The sequence below is a fragment of the Novosphingobium sp. AAP1 genome (genome assembly GCF_001295765.1).
Classification (GTDB): domain Bacteria; phylum Pseudomonadota; class Alphaproteobacteria; order Sphingomonadales; family Sphingomonadaceae; genus Novosphingobium; species Novosphingobium capsulatum.
Genome location: NZ_LJHO01000020.1, coordinates 1 through 15,218 on the forward strand (window position 1 = coordinate 1; position 15,218 = coordinate 15,218).

Annotated in this window: 17 protein-coding genes and 1 pseudogene; 16 read left to right on the top strand and 2 right to left on the bottom strand. The window is 59.9% G+C overall.

Annotated features, from left to right (window positions below):
- The 11 genes from IP65_RS21510 to IP65_RS21520 form a co-directional block, all read left to right on the top strand.
- Positions 1–637, top strand: a 637-nt coding sequence (locus IP65_RS21510; protein WP_231627808.1) for a hypothetical protein, incomplete at its 5' end; no start/stop codon positions are given.
- A gap of 595 nt (positions 638–1,232) precedes the next feature.
- Positions 1,233–1,556, top strand: coding sequence for a TrbC/VirB2 family protein (locus IP65_RS19300; protein WP_255352228.1), 324 nt, complete (start codon positions 1,233–1,235; stop codon positions 1,554–1,556).
- 60 nt (positions 1,557–1,616) lie between these two features.
- Positions 1,617–1,850 carry a type IV secretion system protein VirB3 gene (locus IP65_RS19305; protein WP_054132732.1) on the top strand — a complete coding sequence of 78 codons (234 nt, stop codon included), beginning with the start codon at positions 1,617–1,619 and terminating at the stop codon, positions 1,848–1,850.
- On the top strand, positions 1,829–4,210 hold the full coding sequence (locus IP65_RS19310) for a VirB4 family type IV secretion/conjugal transfer ATPase (protein WP_054132713.1): 2,382 nt from the start codon (positions 1,829–1,831) through the stop codon (positions 4,208–4,210). Before IP65_RS19305 ends, IP65_RS19310 begins: the two co-directional genes overlap by 22 nt.
- A 48-nt stretch (positions 4,211–4,258) precedes the next feature.
- Positions 4,259–5,422, top strand: a complete 1,164-nt coding sequence (locus tag IP65_RS19315; protein WP_169042070.1) for a type IV secretion system protein — start codon at positions 4,259–4,261, stop codon at positions 5,420–5,422.
- Positions 5,419–6,246, top strand: a complete 828-nt coding sequence (locus IP65_RS19320; RefSeq protein ID WP_082350268.1) for a virB8 family protein — start codon at positions 5,419–5,421, stop codon at positions 6,244–6,246. The genes IP65_RS19315 and IP65_RS19320 overlap by 4 nt, the downstream gene beginning before the upstream one ends.
- Entirely contained in the window at positions 6,243–7,022 is a 780-nt protein-coding gene (locus IP65_RS19325) for a TrbG/VirB9 family P-type conjugative transfer protein (protein WP_054132715.1), read from the top strand. Before IP65_RS19320 ends, IP65_RS19325 begins: the two co-directional genes overlap by 4 nt.
- Positions 7,012–8,082, top strand: a complete 1,071-nt coding sequence (locus IP65_RS21035; protein WP_169042069.1) for a TrbI/VirB10 family protein — start codon at positions 7,012–7,014, stop codon at positions 8,080–8,082. Before IP65_RS19325 ends, IP65_RS21035 begins: the two co-directional genes overlap by 11 nt.
- 1 nt (position 8,083) lies before the next feature.
- Positions 8,084–9,052, top strand: coding sequence for a P-type DNA transfer ATPase VirB11 (gene virB11, locus IP65_RS19335; RefSeq protein WP_054132717.1), 969 nt, complete (start codon positions 8,084–8,086; stop codon positions 9,050–9,052).
- Positions 9,049–9,420, top strand: coding sequence for a TrbC/VirB2 family protein (locus IP65_RS21515; RefSeq protein WP_156306755.1), 372 nt, complete (start codon positions 9,049–9,051; stop codon positions 9,418–9,420). The genes virB11 and IP65_RS21515 overlap by 4 nt, the downstream gene beginning before the upstream one ends.
- Before the next feature lie 92 nt (positions 9,421–9,512).
- Complete coding sequence (locus tag IP65_RS21520) at positions 9,513–10,103, top strand: hypothetical protein (RefSeq protein ID WP_156306757.1); 591 nt, start codon at positions 9,513–9,515, stop codon at positions 10,101–10,103.
- A gap of 205 nt (positions 10,104–10,308) precedes the next feature.
- On the opposite strand, the gene IP65_RS21525 is transcribed toward IP65_RS21520, so the two are convergent.
- A complete protein-coding gene (locus tag IP65_RS21525) occupies positions 10,309–10,449 on the bottom strand; it encodes a hypothetical protein (RefSeq protein ID WP_156306760.1) in 141 nt (46 codons plus the stop codon).
- A gap of 90 nt (positions 10,450–10,539) precedes the next feature.
- Between IP65_RS21525 and IP65_RS19340 the strand changes: the two genes are divergently transcribed.
- The 4 genes from IP65_RS19340 (at position 10,540) to IP65_RS19355 (ending at position 13,177) form a co-directional block, all read left to right on the top strand.
- A complete protein-coding gene (locus IP65_RS19340) occupies positions 10,540–10,917 on the top strand; it encodes a transposase (RefSeq protein WP_169042068.1) in 378 nt (125 codons plus the stop codon).
- Positions 10,914–11,261, top strand: coding sequence for an IS66 family insertion sequence element accessory protein TnpB (gene tnpB, locus IP65_RS19345; protein WP_054132719.1), 348 nt, complete (start codon positions 10,914–10,916; stop codon positions 11,259–11,261). The genes IP65_RS19340 and tnpB overlap by 4 nt, the downstream gene beginning before the upstream one ends.
- A 63-nt stretch (positions 11,262–11,324) precedes the next feature.
- Complete coding sequence (locus IP65_RS19350; protein ID WP_054132720.1) at positions 11,325–12,956, top strand: IS66 family transposase; 1,632 nt, start codon at positions 11,325–11,327, stop codon at positions 12,954–12,956.
- On the top strand, positions 12,956–13,177 hold the full coding sequence (locus IP65_RS19355) for a hypothetical protein (RefSeq protein WP_054132721.1): 222 nt from the start codon (positions 12,956–12,958) through the stop codon (positions 13,175–13,177). The genes IP65_RS19350 and IP65_RS19355 overlap by 1 nt, the downstream gene beginning before the upstream one ends.
- Here IP65_RS19355 and IP65_RS19360 read toward each other — a convergent pair.
- Positions 13,144–14,376, bottom strand: a complete 1,233-nt coding sequence (locus IP65_RS19360; RefSeq protein ID WP_169042067.1) for an IS110 family transposase — start codon at positions 14,374–14,376, stop codon at positions 13,144–13,146. The genes IP65_RS19355 and IP65_RS19360 overlap by 34 nt on opposite strands.
- Positions 14,377–14,620: 244 nt before the next feature.
- Here IP65_RS19360 and IP65_RS22040 point away from each other — a divergent pair.
- Positions 14,621–14,869, top strand: a pseudogene (locus IP65_RS22040) (transposase); the annotation flags it as partial.
- Between the last annotated feature and the right edge of the window lie 349 nt (positions 14,870–15,218).

The following is a 15,218-nucleotide window of genomic DNA, read 5'->3' on the forward strand; positions in this document are numbered from 1 at the left end:
CGGCGGAGATCCGGTTAATGGTACAGATCCCAGTGGGCTTGTGGACATCGTCGTGAATGGAAGCCAAGATAGCGGGAGTGGCGATTCTACAGGCGGTTCAACAGGAGGAGGTGGTGGTGCTATTCCAGCAAATGATATCGATAAGGCAAATTCATCAAGTTTCTACAAGCCTATTGTTGTCACAGCAATTAAGGGAAAAATTTCGGTTTCTGGCGGAGTAATTTCGATATCAAGTCTCAGCCTTTCATCTAATTTTAGTGCTGGATTACGCCAAAGTGGGAACAAGAATTTTTGGCAAAGTCGAACGTTTTGTGCGGCTAAAGTCGGGCTTGGTCTTGGGCTAGATATTGGTGGAACTGTTGCCAGCGCCGTCCCAGGATTTTCTCAAGGGCTGGCCTTAACGCAGCTAGGTTTTGCCGCTGGGGCAATAATTTACTCGGCGGCCACCGTTAACAAAGGAGCTCTGGGCGTTGCAGGCGGCGGTTATGCAATTACAATGGTCGGCTTTGCAACCAAGGAGGGGTCAATCGCTGCGAAGGCTGTTCCTGTAGTTGGTGCTCTGCTGGCTGGAGCGCAAACAATCAAAGACGCTATGAGCGCCAAGGAAGATTATGAGAACTGTCTTGCGGGGAAGTGATGATGAAAATCATTCGAAAAATATTTTCCAACGATAATTATCTTGGCATACAAGCCATCATATCAGTTGCTGTCCTGTATGGATTATACAGCATTCTTTGTGTATACTTTTATAGCAAATGGCCAAAAGTATTTTTTTTGTTGAGTATTAGTTTGGTGTCATTTTGCCTAATTTATAAGAAATTTATCAGAAAAATTTGGTTTTCATTGTTTATGTTTGCTGTCATAACGTTGAATGCCGCGATCGTCATTTATTTTTCATTATATGAAATAAATAGTTATATAATATATTATCCGTTTCTGCTTTCGGAGATAATTGCTTTTGATTTTATGAGGCGTATTCTAGATCTTGGTTAAAATAATCTTCGTCAGACACCTAGAATTTCGCGGAGTCTCCGAAAATTCACGGCTTGACCGTTCTTGCCTAGGCGTCCGACTTTCAGGTCAAACTTTTACGCGAAGGCGTCCAGCTTTGTGGGGCGATCAGTGTCGTAAAAATCTTGGGTGAGGTAAATCTTGCTATGAGCGTCTCCCTTTGTCGGACAGATATTGCTTTTCTTCAAGGGGTGTCATCAACAGGGTAAATGGGGACGAATATGACGCGTCAGATGGAATGCTTTGGCTTTGCGTTGGCTGTTTTCGTGATGCTGCTTGGGCAGCGGGCTCTGGCTGCCGTGCCGGGAGATCCACAGGGTTCGGGCGTGCTCATATCGGCGGTGAGTTGGTTGCAAGGGACATTGATGGGGACCGTGGCTACCGTCGTTGCTGTGATCGCCATTGCGGCCGTTGGCTTCGGCATGCTGACTGGACGTATCAACTGGCGTCACGGCGCTGTCGTGGTGCTCGGCTGCTTCATCTTGTTCGGTGCAGCCAGCATCGTCGGGGGTATCCGCGCTGCAGCGACCGCAGGGCAGTATTGATCCGTCGTGTCGGGCAACCTCCGCCGTGACACGGTGTTTGTCGCGCTCACGCGGCCGCAGATGTTTGCCGGGGTGACCTACAGCTTCTTCGTCATCAACGGCATCCTGTGTGCCGAGCTTTTCCTGATTTTTCGGTCCGTTCTGGCATTGCTGGCTTGTGTGGCGGTCCATCTGGCAGGAATGGTGCTGTGCCGGCATGAGCCGCGCTTCCTCGAGCTGTGGATTCTGCGCGTCAGCCGGTGTCCACGGGTGCACAATCATAAGCTGTGGCAATGCAACTCCTACCGCCCCTGACGGTCGATCCCAAAGTTATTGCGCGTGAGGCCTCGGCAGGCGTGCATCTGCCCTATGGGCGGCATGTCGACGATGTCACGATCGAGACGCGCGACGGTCTGCTGATGCAGACGATCCGCTTGGGTGGCTTGCTATTCGAGACGGCCGATACGCAGGACATCAACTATCGCGCCGAGATGCGCGACGCGATGCTGCGCGCGATCGGGTCGTCGCGGTTCGCCGTCTATCACCATGTCATTCGCCGCAAGGTACAGCCCGATCTGGATGCGCAGTTCGGCGACGCGTTTTCCCAGGATCTCCACGTACGCTGGAGCAATCTGCTCGAAACCCGCGAACTTTACGTCAACGAGCTATTCTTGACGATTGTGCGCCGTCCCGTCCGTGGCCGGCTTGGCATGTTCGAGCGCTTGGGCGGCATATTGCAGAGGCAGAAGCAGGCAGGCGGCACCAGCGCGCAGGTCGCCGGCGAAGTGCGCCAACTCGATGCGGCGCGCGATGCCTTGATGGCGGCGCTTTCCAGCTATAGCCCCAAATTGTTGCGGGTCTACGATACCCCCGTTGGCTTCCGCTCCGAGCCACTGGAATTCCTCTCCTGCCTCTACAACGGCGATCTACGCCCGGTCGGTCTGCCGCAAGGCGATATCGGCCATTATCTGCCGTACCGCCGCGTGAGCTTTGGCCAGGATGCGTTCGAACTAGGTCAGGCCGGAGACCAGGCGAGGCTGTTCGGCGCGGTGGTCTCGATCAAGGATTATCCGGGGCAAAGCATGCCCGGCATGTTCGACGAACTCTATCGCCTGCCATTCGACATGACCGTCAGCCAGTCCTTCGCTTTTGTCGATCGACAGGAAACCCTCGGGCGGATGAACCTGGCGCTGCGGCGCATGCGTTCGACCGAGGATGAAGCCGTCAGCCTGCGCGAGGAATTGCGCGTGGCGAAGGACGAGGTCGCGGCCGGCCGGGCAACCTTCGGCGAGCATCATGCGACGATTGTGCTCTATGCCGAGAACCTGGCCACGCTCGACAAGCAGGTGGCCGAAGTGCTCGCGGTGTTGGGCGATCTCGGCATGGTCGGCGTACGCGAGGATATCGCGCTCGAGCCCACGTTCTGGGCACAGTTCCCCGGCAATTTCCGCTATATCGGCCGGCGCGCGCTGGTCTCGGCGCGGAACTATGCGGGGCTTGCCAGCCTGCACAATTTCCCCGTTGGCCAGGCCAAGGGCAATCATTGGGGCGATGCCGTCACCCTGTTCGAGACGACGGCGGCCGGGCCCTATTTCTTCAATTTCCACCAGAACGACCTGGGCAATTTCACAATCATCGGCCCCTCGGGCTCGGGCAAGACGGTGGTGCTCAATTTCCTGCTTGCCCAGGCGCGCAAGTTTACGCCGCGCATTATCTTCTTCGACAAGGATCGCGGTGCCGAACTGTTCATCCGCGCCATCGGCGGGCAGTACGATCAACTGCGCGCAGGGTTGCCATCCGGGCTCAATCCGCTGCAATTGCCCGATACGGCGGTCAATCGGGCATTCCTGACCGAATGGATCACGCTGCTGGCCGGCGGGATCGATGCCGAGGAAGCCGAAGCGGTGCGCGCGGCGATCGACGCCAACTTTGCCCAGCCTGCAGAATTCCGGCGGCTGCAATATCTGGTCGAACTGTTCCGCGGCTATGCCCGTCCGCACGCCCGCGATCTGTGGTCCCGTCTGCGGCCCTGGTGGGGCGATGGCGAGCGCGCCTGGCTGTTCGACAATCCCGAGGACCGCACCGATCTGGCGGCGGAAACCGTCGGCTTTGACATGACTGCGATCCTCGACGATCCGGTGCTGCGCACGCCGGCCTTGCTCTACTTCTTCCACCGCGTGGAAGAGCGGCTCGACGGATCGCCCGCGATCATCGTGGTCGATGAAGGCTGGAAAGCCTTGGACGATGAAGTCTTCGTGCGCCGCATCAAGGATTGGGAAAAAACCATCCGCAAGCGCAACGGCATCGTCGGCTTTGCCACGCAAAGCGCGCAGGATGCCCTGGAAAGCCGCATCGCCAGCGCGATCATCGAGCAGGCGGCGACGCAGATCTTCATGGTCAATCCCAAGGCGCGGGCCGAGGACTACATCGGCGGCTTTGGCCTGACCCAGCACGAGTTCGACCTGATCCGCGCGATGCCTGACAGCCAGCGCTGTTTCCTGATCAAGCACGGTAACGACAGTGTGGTGGCGCGGCTCGATCTCTCAGGGCAGAAGGATATCCTCACGATCCTGTCAGGGCGGGAAGCCAATGTGCGCCTGTTGGACGCCTTGCGCAGTGATCTGGGCGACGATCCGCAGGATTGGCTGGCGCCTTTGCTGGAAAGGGCGGCTTGAGCGATGGCTTGCCCTTCCGTCACCACCGGCCAGCAGTTTCTTTCCTCGATGCTGGCGCATGTGGATTGCCAGGCGACGACATTGGGTTCGGTTGGGTTCCAGTCCCTGGCTCAACCGGGTGGCCTGGGGCAAACGGTTGTCACGACTTTGCTCACTTTGCTCATCGCGACGTTTGCGATCCGCTTGCTGGCGGGGTGTGGCGTGTCCGGCAGCGATCTAATCGGCACGTCGCTCAAGGTCGGCATTGCCCTTACGCTGGCGGCCAGTTGGCCTGCGTTCCGCATCGTGATCTATGATTTGGTGCTGCATGGCCCGGCCGAACTGGCAGCCGGTTTGCATGTCGACAACCAGCTGCCGGGCATGGGGCAGGGCATGGCCATGCGGCTTCAGGCGGCCGACGACGGGATCATGGCGCTGACTACGCAAGGCACCGGGCGCGAAGTCTATGCTCCGGTCGCGGACGGTGGCACGACGTTCAAGGCGATTGCCCTCGACGACCATCCCGCCCTGGGGTGGGCGAGGGTGGCCTTTCTGGTCGGCACTTTGGGGCCGCTGGTAGCCATTCGCCTCGTTGCGGGGTTGCTCCTCGCACTGGCACCTGTGATGGCCGGGGCGCTATGGCTTGGAGCGACGCGCGGTCTTTTCGCCGGCTGGGCGCGCGGTCTGGTCCTATGCCTGATCGGGTCACTAGGCTTGACGGTGGTCTATGCTGCTGAACTTGCCGTGCTCGAGCCTTGGCTGGCCGGCGCGCTGCAATTGCGCGATGCGGGTTATGCCACGCCCGCAGCGCCTACCGAACTGCTGGTCATCACCCTTTCGTTCGCCATCGCAGCGTTGATACTGATCAGCATCCTGGGACGCGTGGCGTTTCAGCGGGGATGGGCCGATATGCAACCGGCCGTGGCGGGCGAAACACGATCGCATGTTTTCGGCTCGTCTATTTTCGGGCAACGAGGCCGCTTCTCAGGACGCACCACCGTCAGCGATAGTCCTGCCCTCTTGATGGCAGAAAGCAGCAGCGTGGGAGTTAGCGGCGGCGCCGCGCCACCGGCGCGCGTGCCGATCCTGGTCGAGCGAGAACGTACCGCCACGGGTTCCGGCACTGGAGAGCCGCAACCCGTGCGTGCTGGTGAACCCGCACTTGGAGAAACGTACCGGCGCGCTACGCGCCGCGTCACGGCCGCAGGCCAGCGGCGAGATGGGAAACGATGAAACCGGAACGCAAGAAAGACCTGGACGCCTACTATCGCGAGGCAGCGACCTGGGCTGAAGATCGCGATGCACGCGACCAGCGTTCGCGGCGTATCGCGTGGTGGGTTGCGGGCGGAGCCTCGTTCGTCGCCATTGCCGAGGCGTTTGCGCTGGTTGCCTTGGCTCCGCTCAAGACTGTCGAGCCATACACGCTGCTGGTCGACCGCCAGACCGGCTATGTCGAAGCCCTCAAGCCGTTGGAACGCCAATCGATCGCTCCCGATGCTGCGCTGACGCGGTCTTTCCTGGTGCAATATGTGATCGCCCGCGAAAGCTTTGATCTGGGCAGTATCAAGGCGAACTACCGCAAGACTGCGCTGTGGTCTGCGCCCGAGGCGCGCGCCGCTTATATCGCCGCCACGCAGGCGACCAATCCCACCAGTCCTTTGGCGTCGCTGCCGCGCACCGCACAGATCGAAGTGCAGGTAAAGAGCGTGTCTTCGCTCGGGCCGGCTACATCGCTGGTGCGCTTCCGCACGCATCGTGCCGATCTTGCGGCTTCTGCGGCGGCAGATCAGGACTGGGCGGCGGTGATCAGCTATCGCTATTCGGGTGATCCGATGACGGTGCAGGATCGCCTGATCAATCCGCTCGGCTTCCAGGTCACGCGCTATCGGCGCGATGCCGAGAACATTCCCGATACGGCGCCTGCCTCGCTCAGGGTGCCTGCACCAACGGTAGTTCCGACTGTGCCCGCTGCCCTGCCCACACCCGGCGTGGCGACCTCAGCGCCGCCGCCTGTCATTCCGATGGCAAAGGCCGGCGCTTCGGCGAAAAAACCATGAGCGCGCGCGGCGCACTATGCCTGCTGACCCTGGCGCTGGCAGTGCCCATGAACGCCTATGCGCAAGCCCGCGCCTGGCCTGTGCCGAGTGCGGGCGATTCCCGGATACAGACCGCCATCTGGCATCGCGACGAGATGGTCCATGTCCGAGTTGGCTCGGCCACGCCGCTGACCATGCAGTTCGGACAAGACGAGCATATCACCAATGTGACCTTGGCCGATGCCAGACCATGGGCCGTGACCGTGGCGCGCGATGCCGGCAGCCTTACCGTGCGGTTTCTATCCAGCGCGGTTATGACCACCATGATCGTGCGGACCGATCGCAGGACTTATCTGCTCGAGTTGGAACCCAGTGATGCGTTCGCGGCGACCATGCTGCGCTTCTCGGTCGTTGCCAATGCGTCGCCGCCGCCTGTGCAATCGCAAGGGCAGTTCGCCCCGCAAGCCCAGTTCCTCCCGCAATTGCAGGCTGCGAAAGCTAAAGCGGCGGCACAGCGCTATCGTGTGACGGGCGATAAGGCGCTTCAGCCTGATTCCATCGCGGACGATGGTCAGCGCACCTACATTCGCTGGTCGGAAGACAAGGCGTTGCCGGCTGTCTTTGCCGTGGACGAGACCGGTCGCGAAATGACGATCGACGGGTTTATGCGCGATGGTGCCTATACCATCGATCGGGTCTGGCCGGAGTTGGTCTTTCGGATAGACCGGCACAAGGCGGTAGCCGTGCGGCTGACTATAACCGGTCCCAAGGCGGGGGAGAATGCCAATGGCCACTGACGACATCCGGCCACAGGTTGCGGTGCGGTCTGGCAATCTTGGCATCTGGGCATTCGGCGCAGCGGCAATGGTCGGCGGCGCAATGCTGTTCATGACACTCGACGCGCATCGCCAGGCGCTCAACGCGCCGGCAACCCGCGCTTCCCCGCAGGACATGGCGGTGCCCGGAACCGCGTTTCCCGATCTTCAGGTGCCTTATGCCGAATCACAACCAGCACCTCTCGTGGCAATGCCTCCGGCAACGGCGATGCCCATCGGGACAGCGCAACCAACAATGCTTCCCACCTCACCATCGGTCGTTGCGGCAACACCTTCACGTACGCGATGGGATAACGCGCCGCTACACCCGCCGATTGCGTCTGGCTCCGGCGGTTCATCAGTCACGGGCCCGACCACTGTGTTCGATGCCCCGCCACCACCGTCCAGTGCACCCTCGGCTCCATCCGCAGCGGGGGAAGGCGCAAGCCCGACCAGTGGTCCCGAGCGCGTCAAGGCCACTCGCCTGCTCAACCCCGCCACCACCGTCACGCAAGGTTCCGTGATCCAATGCGTGCTTGAAACGGCCTTGGACACGACCAAGCCGGGCCTCGCCCGCGCCATCGTCTCGCGCGATGTGCGCGGATTTGACGGCTCGCAAGTGCTGGTGCCGCGTGGCAGCCGCCTCATCGGCGAATATCAGTCCGATGTCGCCAGCGGACAAAGCCGCGCCTTGATCCGGTGGACACGGCTGATCCGTCCCGATGGCGTGACGATCGCGCTACAATCGCCCTCGGCCGATACGCTTGGCCGTGCCGGGGTCAAGGGTAAGGTCAACAGTCACTTTCTGGAGCGCTACGGTGGGGCAATCCTCCAATCGGCACTCAACGTTGGCATGAATGTGGCTACCAGCAAGCTGGCCGACGGCACTTATATCGTCGGCTGGCCAGGGGTAACCACGCCAACCACCGGCTCGACCGGCGGAGCGAACGTGCGGAGCACCGTGACGGTCAAGCAGGGGGCGAGCGTTTCCGTCTTCGTCGCCCGTGACCTGGATTTTTCGTCGATAGACGAGAGACCGTGATATGCACGGTCGGGCCGGACACTATCTGACCGCGTCGCTGGCGCCGCTAGCGCCGTTCCTCAATCAGAGCGACGTGACCGATATTTATGTCAATCAGGCTGGCGAAGTCTGGACCGAAACTCTGGGTGGCAAAATCGAGCGGCACGAAGTGGCAGACCTGGACGAGGCTGCGTTGCTGCGAATGGCTCGGCAGGTAGCGGCCTGGTCGAACCAAGGCATCAGCCGTGAGCATCCATTGCTGGCCGCGAGCCTGCCCGATGGTTCGCGTATTCAGGTCGTGATGCCGCCGGCAACGCGTACTGGCGTGGCTTTAGCTATCCGCCGCCACGTCATACAGAGCTTGACGCTGGACAATTATCCCATGGTCGATAGCCTTATGCCAACTCGCTCAAGGCAAACGACGGCGTCCGACAGGGGCCATGAAGTTGGACGTGGTCACGCAGCGCGATTGCGCCAGGCCGTAAGAGCCCGGAGAAACATTCTCATCTCAGGCGGCACGTCGACGGGCAAAACAACATTCCTCAATGCGCTGATGCGGGAGATTGATAGCAAGGAGCGCTTGATTGCTATTGAGGACACGCCGGAAATCGCCCTGGACCAGCCCAACAGCCTTGGATTGCTGGCAGCGCGCAACGAATTGCGCGAAGCTGCCGTGAGCACGGACGATCTGCTCAACGCAGCTTTGCGCATGCGTCCCGATCGCATCATCGTTGGCGAACTGCGCGGTCGCGAGGCTTATACATTCCTGCGCACAGTCAACACCGGCCATCCTGGCTCGATGAGCACAATCCATGCCGACAGTCCAGAAGGGGCCATCAAGCAACTCGCGCTCCTAATTCTGCAGACGGGCGCGCGATTGAGCTGGGAAAACATCGTCCATTATGTGCAATCGACCGTCGACGTGATCGTGCAACTCGAACGCATAGCGGGGCGTCGGCATATCGCCGCCATTTGGAGCAATCGGACATGAACGCTGGAACCGCGTCACTGTTTGAACCGGCCCACATTCAAGCTTTTGGCGTCGTAGCAGATTGGCTGCGGGAAGTGTTGTCTGGCAGCTTGGCAACGGCGCTGTGTGTTGTAGCGATAAGTTTGGTCGGGCTCTCTCTGTTTCAGGGACGGTTGCGCTTGCAGCGCGCAGCTTTGGTTGTTGTGGGAATATTCCTGTTGCTGGGCGCACCGATGATCAGCGCTCGTATCATCGGAAATCTGCATCCGGCGTTGCCTGCCAGCACAGATACAACGTTCGTACCTCCGCCTGCGATTTCTCAAAACAGACCTGCATTGTCTCCTAATGGATTCGATCCCTACGCTGGCGCATCTGTGCCAATGCAATAATTTTGGCATATAGGTTAAATTGAGAAAAAAGTTAAATTAAAATTTTTTCTTTCCCGAAAATATGTAATTTTTCAAAATAAAAGGAATTAAGAATGAAGAAATTTACCGCTGCTTTGGTAGTTTTAATTAATTGTTATATCATTGATAATGCAAGTGCGGCGCAAAATATGTCTTATGTCTATGACTCGAAAGGGAGTTTGATATATTCAGAAAATCAAGGTAATTCTGGTGGAAATCAAAAGGCTTATAGTTACGATCAAGCTGAAAATAGAAATGTAATAACTGTAGTTGATACGAGTGGTGCAAGCTTACTAGTTTATAGATTTTATCAAGGTCCTTCACATTTCTATACAAATTATTATCCAGAGGGTGCCAATGTTGGGTTCAAATTTGAAGGATATGGTTTCCTTGTTTATAAGTTCTCTGCATCTGGAATGCATCCACTATACCGTTGCTACAACGCATCAAATCAGGTTCGCTTAATTTCCGTTCAGCAGAACTGTGAAGGTTTGAGTAATGAGGGGGCTTTTGGGTATGCGGCTGACAACTCCTCTTCAGGATTGGTTCCGCTATATCGATTTCACAATTCCAGTGCCACAGATTTTCTGACTACCGAAACATATGATGAGGGTGTAAATGCGGGTTACGTGTACGAAGGAATTTTAGGTTACGTTCCCCAGTAAGAATGTTCTGAACATATTTTATTGCAAATTTTATTATGGCTAGGCGGCGTGGACAAATTCCACAGCGCCACGGTTGCTCTATAAAGGGCGCTGGGGATGCGCTGATCTGATCCCGGAAAACTGGATCGTTTTGAGTTAGAGTTTTCCGCCGTAATCTCTCCCTGGCTGGGAGTGCTCTGCCACCTGAAAAGTAATCGCCCGATTGTTACCGCAGCTTGTAGGCCTTGACGATTTCGATGGTGGCAGGATCGGAGACAAGGTCCTGCAGGAATTGCTCCCATTCGTCAGGAGATCGCCGTGCGTCGGCGATCATGCTTCGTAATTCGTCGATGGCATTATCCGGCATGATGGTAACCGCCCGATTGCTACCGCCTCGCATGGATAAGCCATGTCGTTATTGACGTCGTTATGTACGTCATGAGCGATGGAGGCCGGCGTGGCGGTGCTCGAGGTTTTGAATGTTGAACGGCGGCGGCGTTGGTCGGATGCGGCGAAGGCGTCGATCCTGTCCGAGGTTGGCATTGATGGCTGGACGGTGAGCGATGTTGCGCGCCGTCACGACGTGACGCGGCAGCATTTGTACCAGTGGCGGCGGGATTTGCGGCAAAAGGGGGTGTGGCCTGGCCGCGGCGGCGAGGCGTTTGTGGCGGTCGAGCTGCTGCCTGTGCCCGCAGATGCGGGTGGGCCCGCAACGTGCGAGGCGTCGACGTCCGAGGTGACGATCATTCTGGGCAACGGCCGGCAACTACGGTGCCGCGAGACGATCGGCGATGCCGAGCTGAGCCGGTTGCTGCGCGTGCTGGGGGCGGCGTGATCGGGCCTGGCGCCGGCGCGCGGGTCTATCTGGCGTGTGGCGCGACTGATATGCGCAAGAGCATCACGGGCCTTGCCGTTCTGGCGCAGGAACACTTGCGGCAGAACCCCGCCAGCGGCGCGGTCTTTGCGTTCCGCGGCCGCAAGGGCGATCGGATCAAGTTGCTTTACTGGGACGGGCAGGGTTTTTGCCTCTATTACAAGATCCTGCAGAAGGGCCGGTTTCCCTGGCCCGGCAGCGGCGATGCGGTGGCGCGGCTGACCTCGGCGCAACTGGCCATGCTGTGGGAAGGGATCGACTGGCGGCGGCCGTCATGGGGGGCGCCGCCGGCACGCGTTGGGTGATCTATCAGGCTGATTTTGGGTATTTTTCTGGTGGATTGACGACAATTCTGCTATCCCGTGGGCATGCCATCGATCGCCGCATCACTGCCCGATGATCCCATCGCGCTCAAGGCGATGGTGGCGGCTTTGCAGGCGCAGAACAGCGCCTTGTCGGCCACGGTGCGCGTCTTCGAGCAACATATCGCCGACCTACAATTGCGCATCGCCAAGCTCAAGCGGCAGGCGTTCGGCAAAAAGTCCGAGAAAGTCGAGCGCGAGATCGAACAACTCGAACTCGCGCTCGAAGGCCTGCTGATCGCCAGGGCCGAGGCCAGTCTGGCCCCGGCAAGCGATGATGATGACGCGCCCGAACCGGCCCGGCCCGCGGCGGCAGCGCGGGCGCCGCGCCGCCGTCCCCGCGTCTCGGCCGAGACCCCGCGCGAACGCCGCGAACTCGATCCCGGTGCGGCCTGCCCCGATTGCGGCGGCACCCTGCGCGTGGTCGGCGAGGACGTCAGCGAGATGCTGGACCTGATCGCCGCCCGGTTGAAGGTCATCGAGATCGCGCGGATCAAGAAGTCCTGTCGCGCCTGCGAGCGGATGGTGCAGGCGCCGGCATCGAGCCGGCCGATCCCTGGCAGCATGGCGACCGCCTCGTTGCTGGCGTATATTCTGGTCTCCAAGTTCGATGATCACCTGCCGCTGTACCGGCTGAACGAGATCTTCGCGCGCATGGGCGCGGATATCCCCGACAGCACGATGGCCGACTGGTGTGGGCGTACCATGAAGCTGATCCTGCCATTGATCGAGCGGATCGAGGGTCACGTCCTGGCGCATGACCTGCTGCATGCCGACGATACGCCGATCCGGGTGCTCGATCGCAGCCTGCGCACCGCCGGGGTTGGCGGGCAAATCGGCAAAGGCGTGCGCAAAGGGCGCATCTGGGCCTATGTCCTCGACCAGCGGCCGTGGGCCGGGCTGGCCCCGCCAGGTATCGCCTACAAGTTCGCCGCCGACTGGAAGCAGGAACACGTGCTCGCGCACTTGCGCGATGCACGCGGTATCCTCCAGGCCGATGCGTACAAGGGCTATGCCAAACTTTACGCGCCGGGACCTAATGGCACCGCGCCATTCCGCGAGGCGGCGTGTTGGGCGCATCTGCGCCGTGATTTCCATGACCTGTGGGTCGGTGCCAAGTCGCCAATCGCCCGCGAGGCTCTCGATCGCATCGGTGCCCTCTACGATATCGAGGCGCAGATCATGGGGAAAAGCGCCGCCGATCGGCTCGCTACGCGTCAGGCCCAGAGCAAGCCCAGGGTCGAGGCTTTCCACGCATGGGCTCAGGCCCAACTGACCAGACTTCCCATCAAGGGCGACCTCGCCAATGCCTTCCGCTACGCGCTCGCACGCTGGCCGGCCTTCTGCTTGTTCCTCGAGGATGGCCGCGTCGCCATCGACAACAATGCGGCGGAACGGGCGCTCAAACCCATTGGAATCGGCAGAAAGAACTGGTTGTTCGCCGGGGCCGACACCGGCGCCGAAACTCTCGCGCGGGCAATGACCATCATCGAAACTGCCAAGATGAATGGCCTCGATCCGCAAGCCTACCTTGCCGACGTGCTGGCGCGCATCAACGATCACAAGATCAACCGGCTCGACGAATTGTTACCCTGGAATTGGAGCCCGCTGCTGCCGGCAGCAAAGGCTGCTGCCTGATGCCCACCGTCCGCCATGTCTTCATGCTCGATTATGTCGCCGACATCCTGGGCGAGCACCCTGAACTCATCGACGCCATCGTCAGCAATGACGATAATCTGACCTACGGCTCGATCATCTCCGTTGGTTTGGGTCCGGACGAATGGCGCACCGCACTGACCGACACGGATGTTGTAGAAAAGCCCTTTCAAGCAGGTGCAGGCATTTTCTTCTCCCGCTGAGGCCGGTTGCGAGGCTTGGCTCGCCACCTCGAGGTGAAGCCAGCGTACTCTTCCTCAGCCTCCTCAACGCGCACCCGTTCGGCGGCCCGCCTCTCCGGGATGTTGTAATCGTAGGCCGCACCACGCTTGGAGTGCTCTGGCGGCAATCCTGCCTTGAGCTCGATGCTGCGGAACTTGCGGGCCAGCGGCGCCGGTCGCACCCAGATGTAGTCCTCGCCTTTGGTCAGCATATGCCAGATGATCATGGCGAGCTTGCGTGCCGTGGCGACGGCGGCGATCGGCTTCCCCCTCTTGGCTGCTACCCTCTGGAAGAATGCGCGTAGCGGGCCCGGCGAACGCGCTGCTGCCCATGCAGCTTCAACGAGCATTCCGCGAGCCTGGCCCCGGCCCTGCTTGGTTATCCGCCCATGATAGGCAGGCCCCTCACCAGACTGACGCGTACTTGGGTTCAATCCGAGGTAGCCGACCAACTTCGTGGGATCGTTAAAGCGTCGCACATCGCCGATGGCGGCCGCTACGCCGGATGCGACGGTCATATCGACGCCGGGTAGCGTCATCAGGCGTCGGATGGCCGGGTCAGCCATGGCCACTTTGGCTATATCGGCCTCTACGTCCTTGAGGGACCCTTCGATGAGATCAATCTGGGCCAGGTGACGTTGAACGGCAGCGCGTTCGTCTTCGGGAAGGCGTTGGGCAGCAATCCACTTCCGGCCGCTTATGCCGGTCAGGTTGCCGTGCGGGCACGGCGGGATCAGATGGGCATGCAGGATCGACTGGATGAGGTTCTTCAGGCGCACTCGCTGGCGGATCAGCTGGGTGCGGCGGGCCACCTGTCGTCGAAGGGCGAGTGTTGCTCCGTCGGGAACCCAAACTTCCGGCAGGAAGCCCGATGCATAGAGCTTGGCCAACACCGCAGCATCGATCGCATCGGTCTTGACCTTGGCATGCGCAATCAGTCTGACCTGCTTCGGGTTGGCGATGACGACGCGATCGACGTGCGGGGCAAGGACCTCGACCACGGCTGCAGCGTTGCCAGTCGCCTCGACGATGACGTGATCGTCATGCGTGAGCTGCGTCCTAGCGAACTCCGCCAGGCGCTCGCGTAACATGGGAATGCGGCCGAGCTTCACCAACTTACCATCGAGCAGCGCCACGGCCTCTGCCGCTACCCGGTGAATGTCCATGCCGACAATCCGCATAGCCTCCTCCTTGGTCCAACAAGGTTCAGGGAGCTGGCGGGCGACACGACAATTACGGATCCGCGCTCGCAGCGCATCCGGGCTAGTCGCAGGGGCGGCCAGATAACGACCTCGAGCTCGCAGCTCATGTCTGTGCGACGGCCTGCCCGCACTTTCCGTGCTCCCGGTGCCCCATGGCCCGGATCAGCAGAACCTAGCAGGTCGTGCTGACCTCAGGAACGAGTCACCGACATGCATCATGCCGGATAACGCCTACATCAAAGCGTTCAACAGCAAGCTACGCAGCGAATGCGTGAACACGCACTGGTTCCTGTCGCTGGAAGACGCTTGCGAGAAGCTGGACCGCTGGCGTAGACACTACAACGAAGAGAGAGCGCACAGCGCGATCGGGAATATTCCCCCGCTCATGCTGGCAAACCCGGCCGGAGCCACCAGCCCTCCGGCCCCGGATCAGGCCGAAAACTCTAGACCCGAGCGGTCCAAGGTTGGGTAGCAGAGCACAAACCGGTGGACTCTCGTTATGACCGCGGGACCAGCGGGGGGCAGGTCATCCACCTTCGCCGGCATCCGGCGCAACTCCGTAACTGCGGGTTGGCGGCTTTTCTTCGGCATCGGCTTCAGCGCGGCATCGACCTTCTCTCAAGGATCGGCTTGGGCAATGCCACTGGGGTACGCATAAGCGTACACGTTGCGAAACAGAGGTTGTCCTGCGGCCAGAGTTCCCTGCCAGCGCTTCGTCGTGCATCTCGGGCGCTCCAACGATCCGGCCGATAGTGGGGTACAAATTGGGGTATTGTCCAAGGAAATTGGAATATTCTTAAAAAATCAATAATATGTGGATT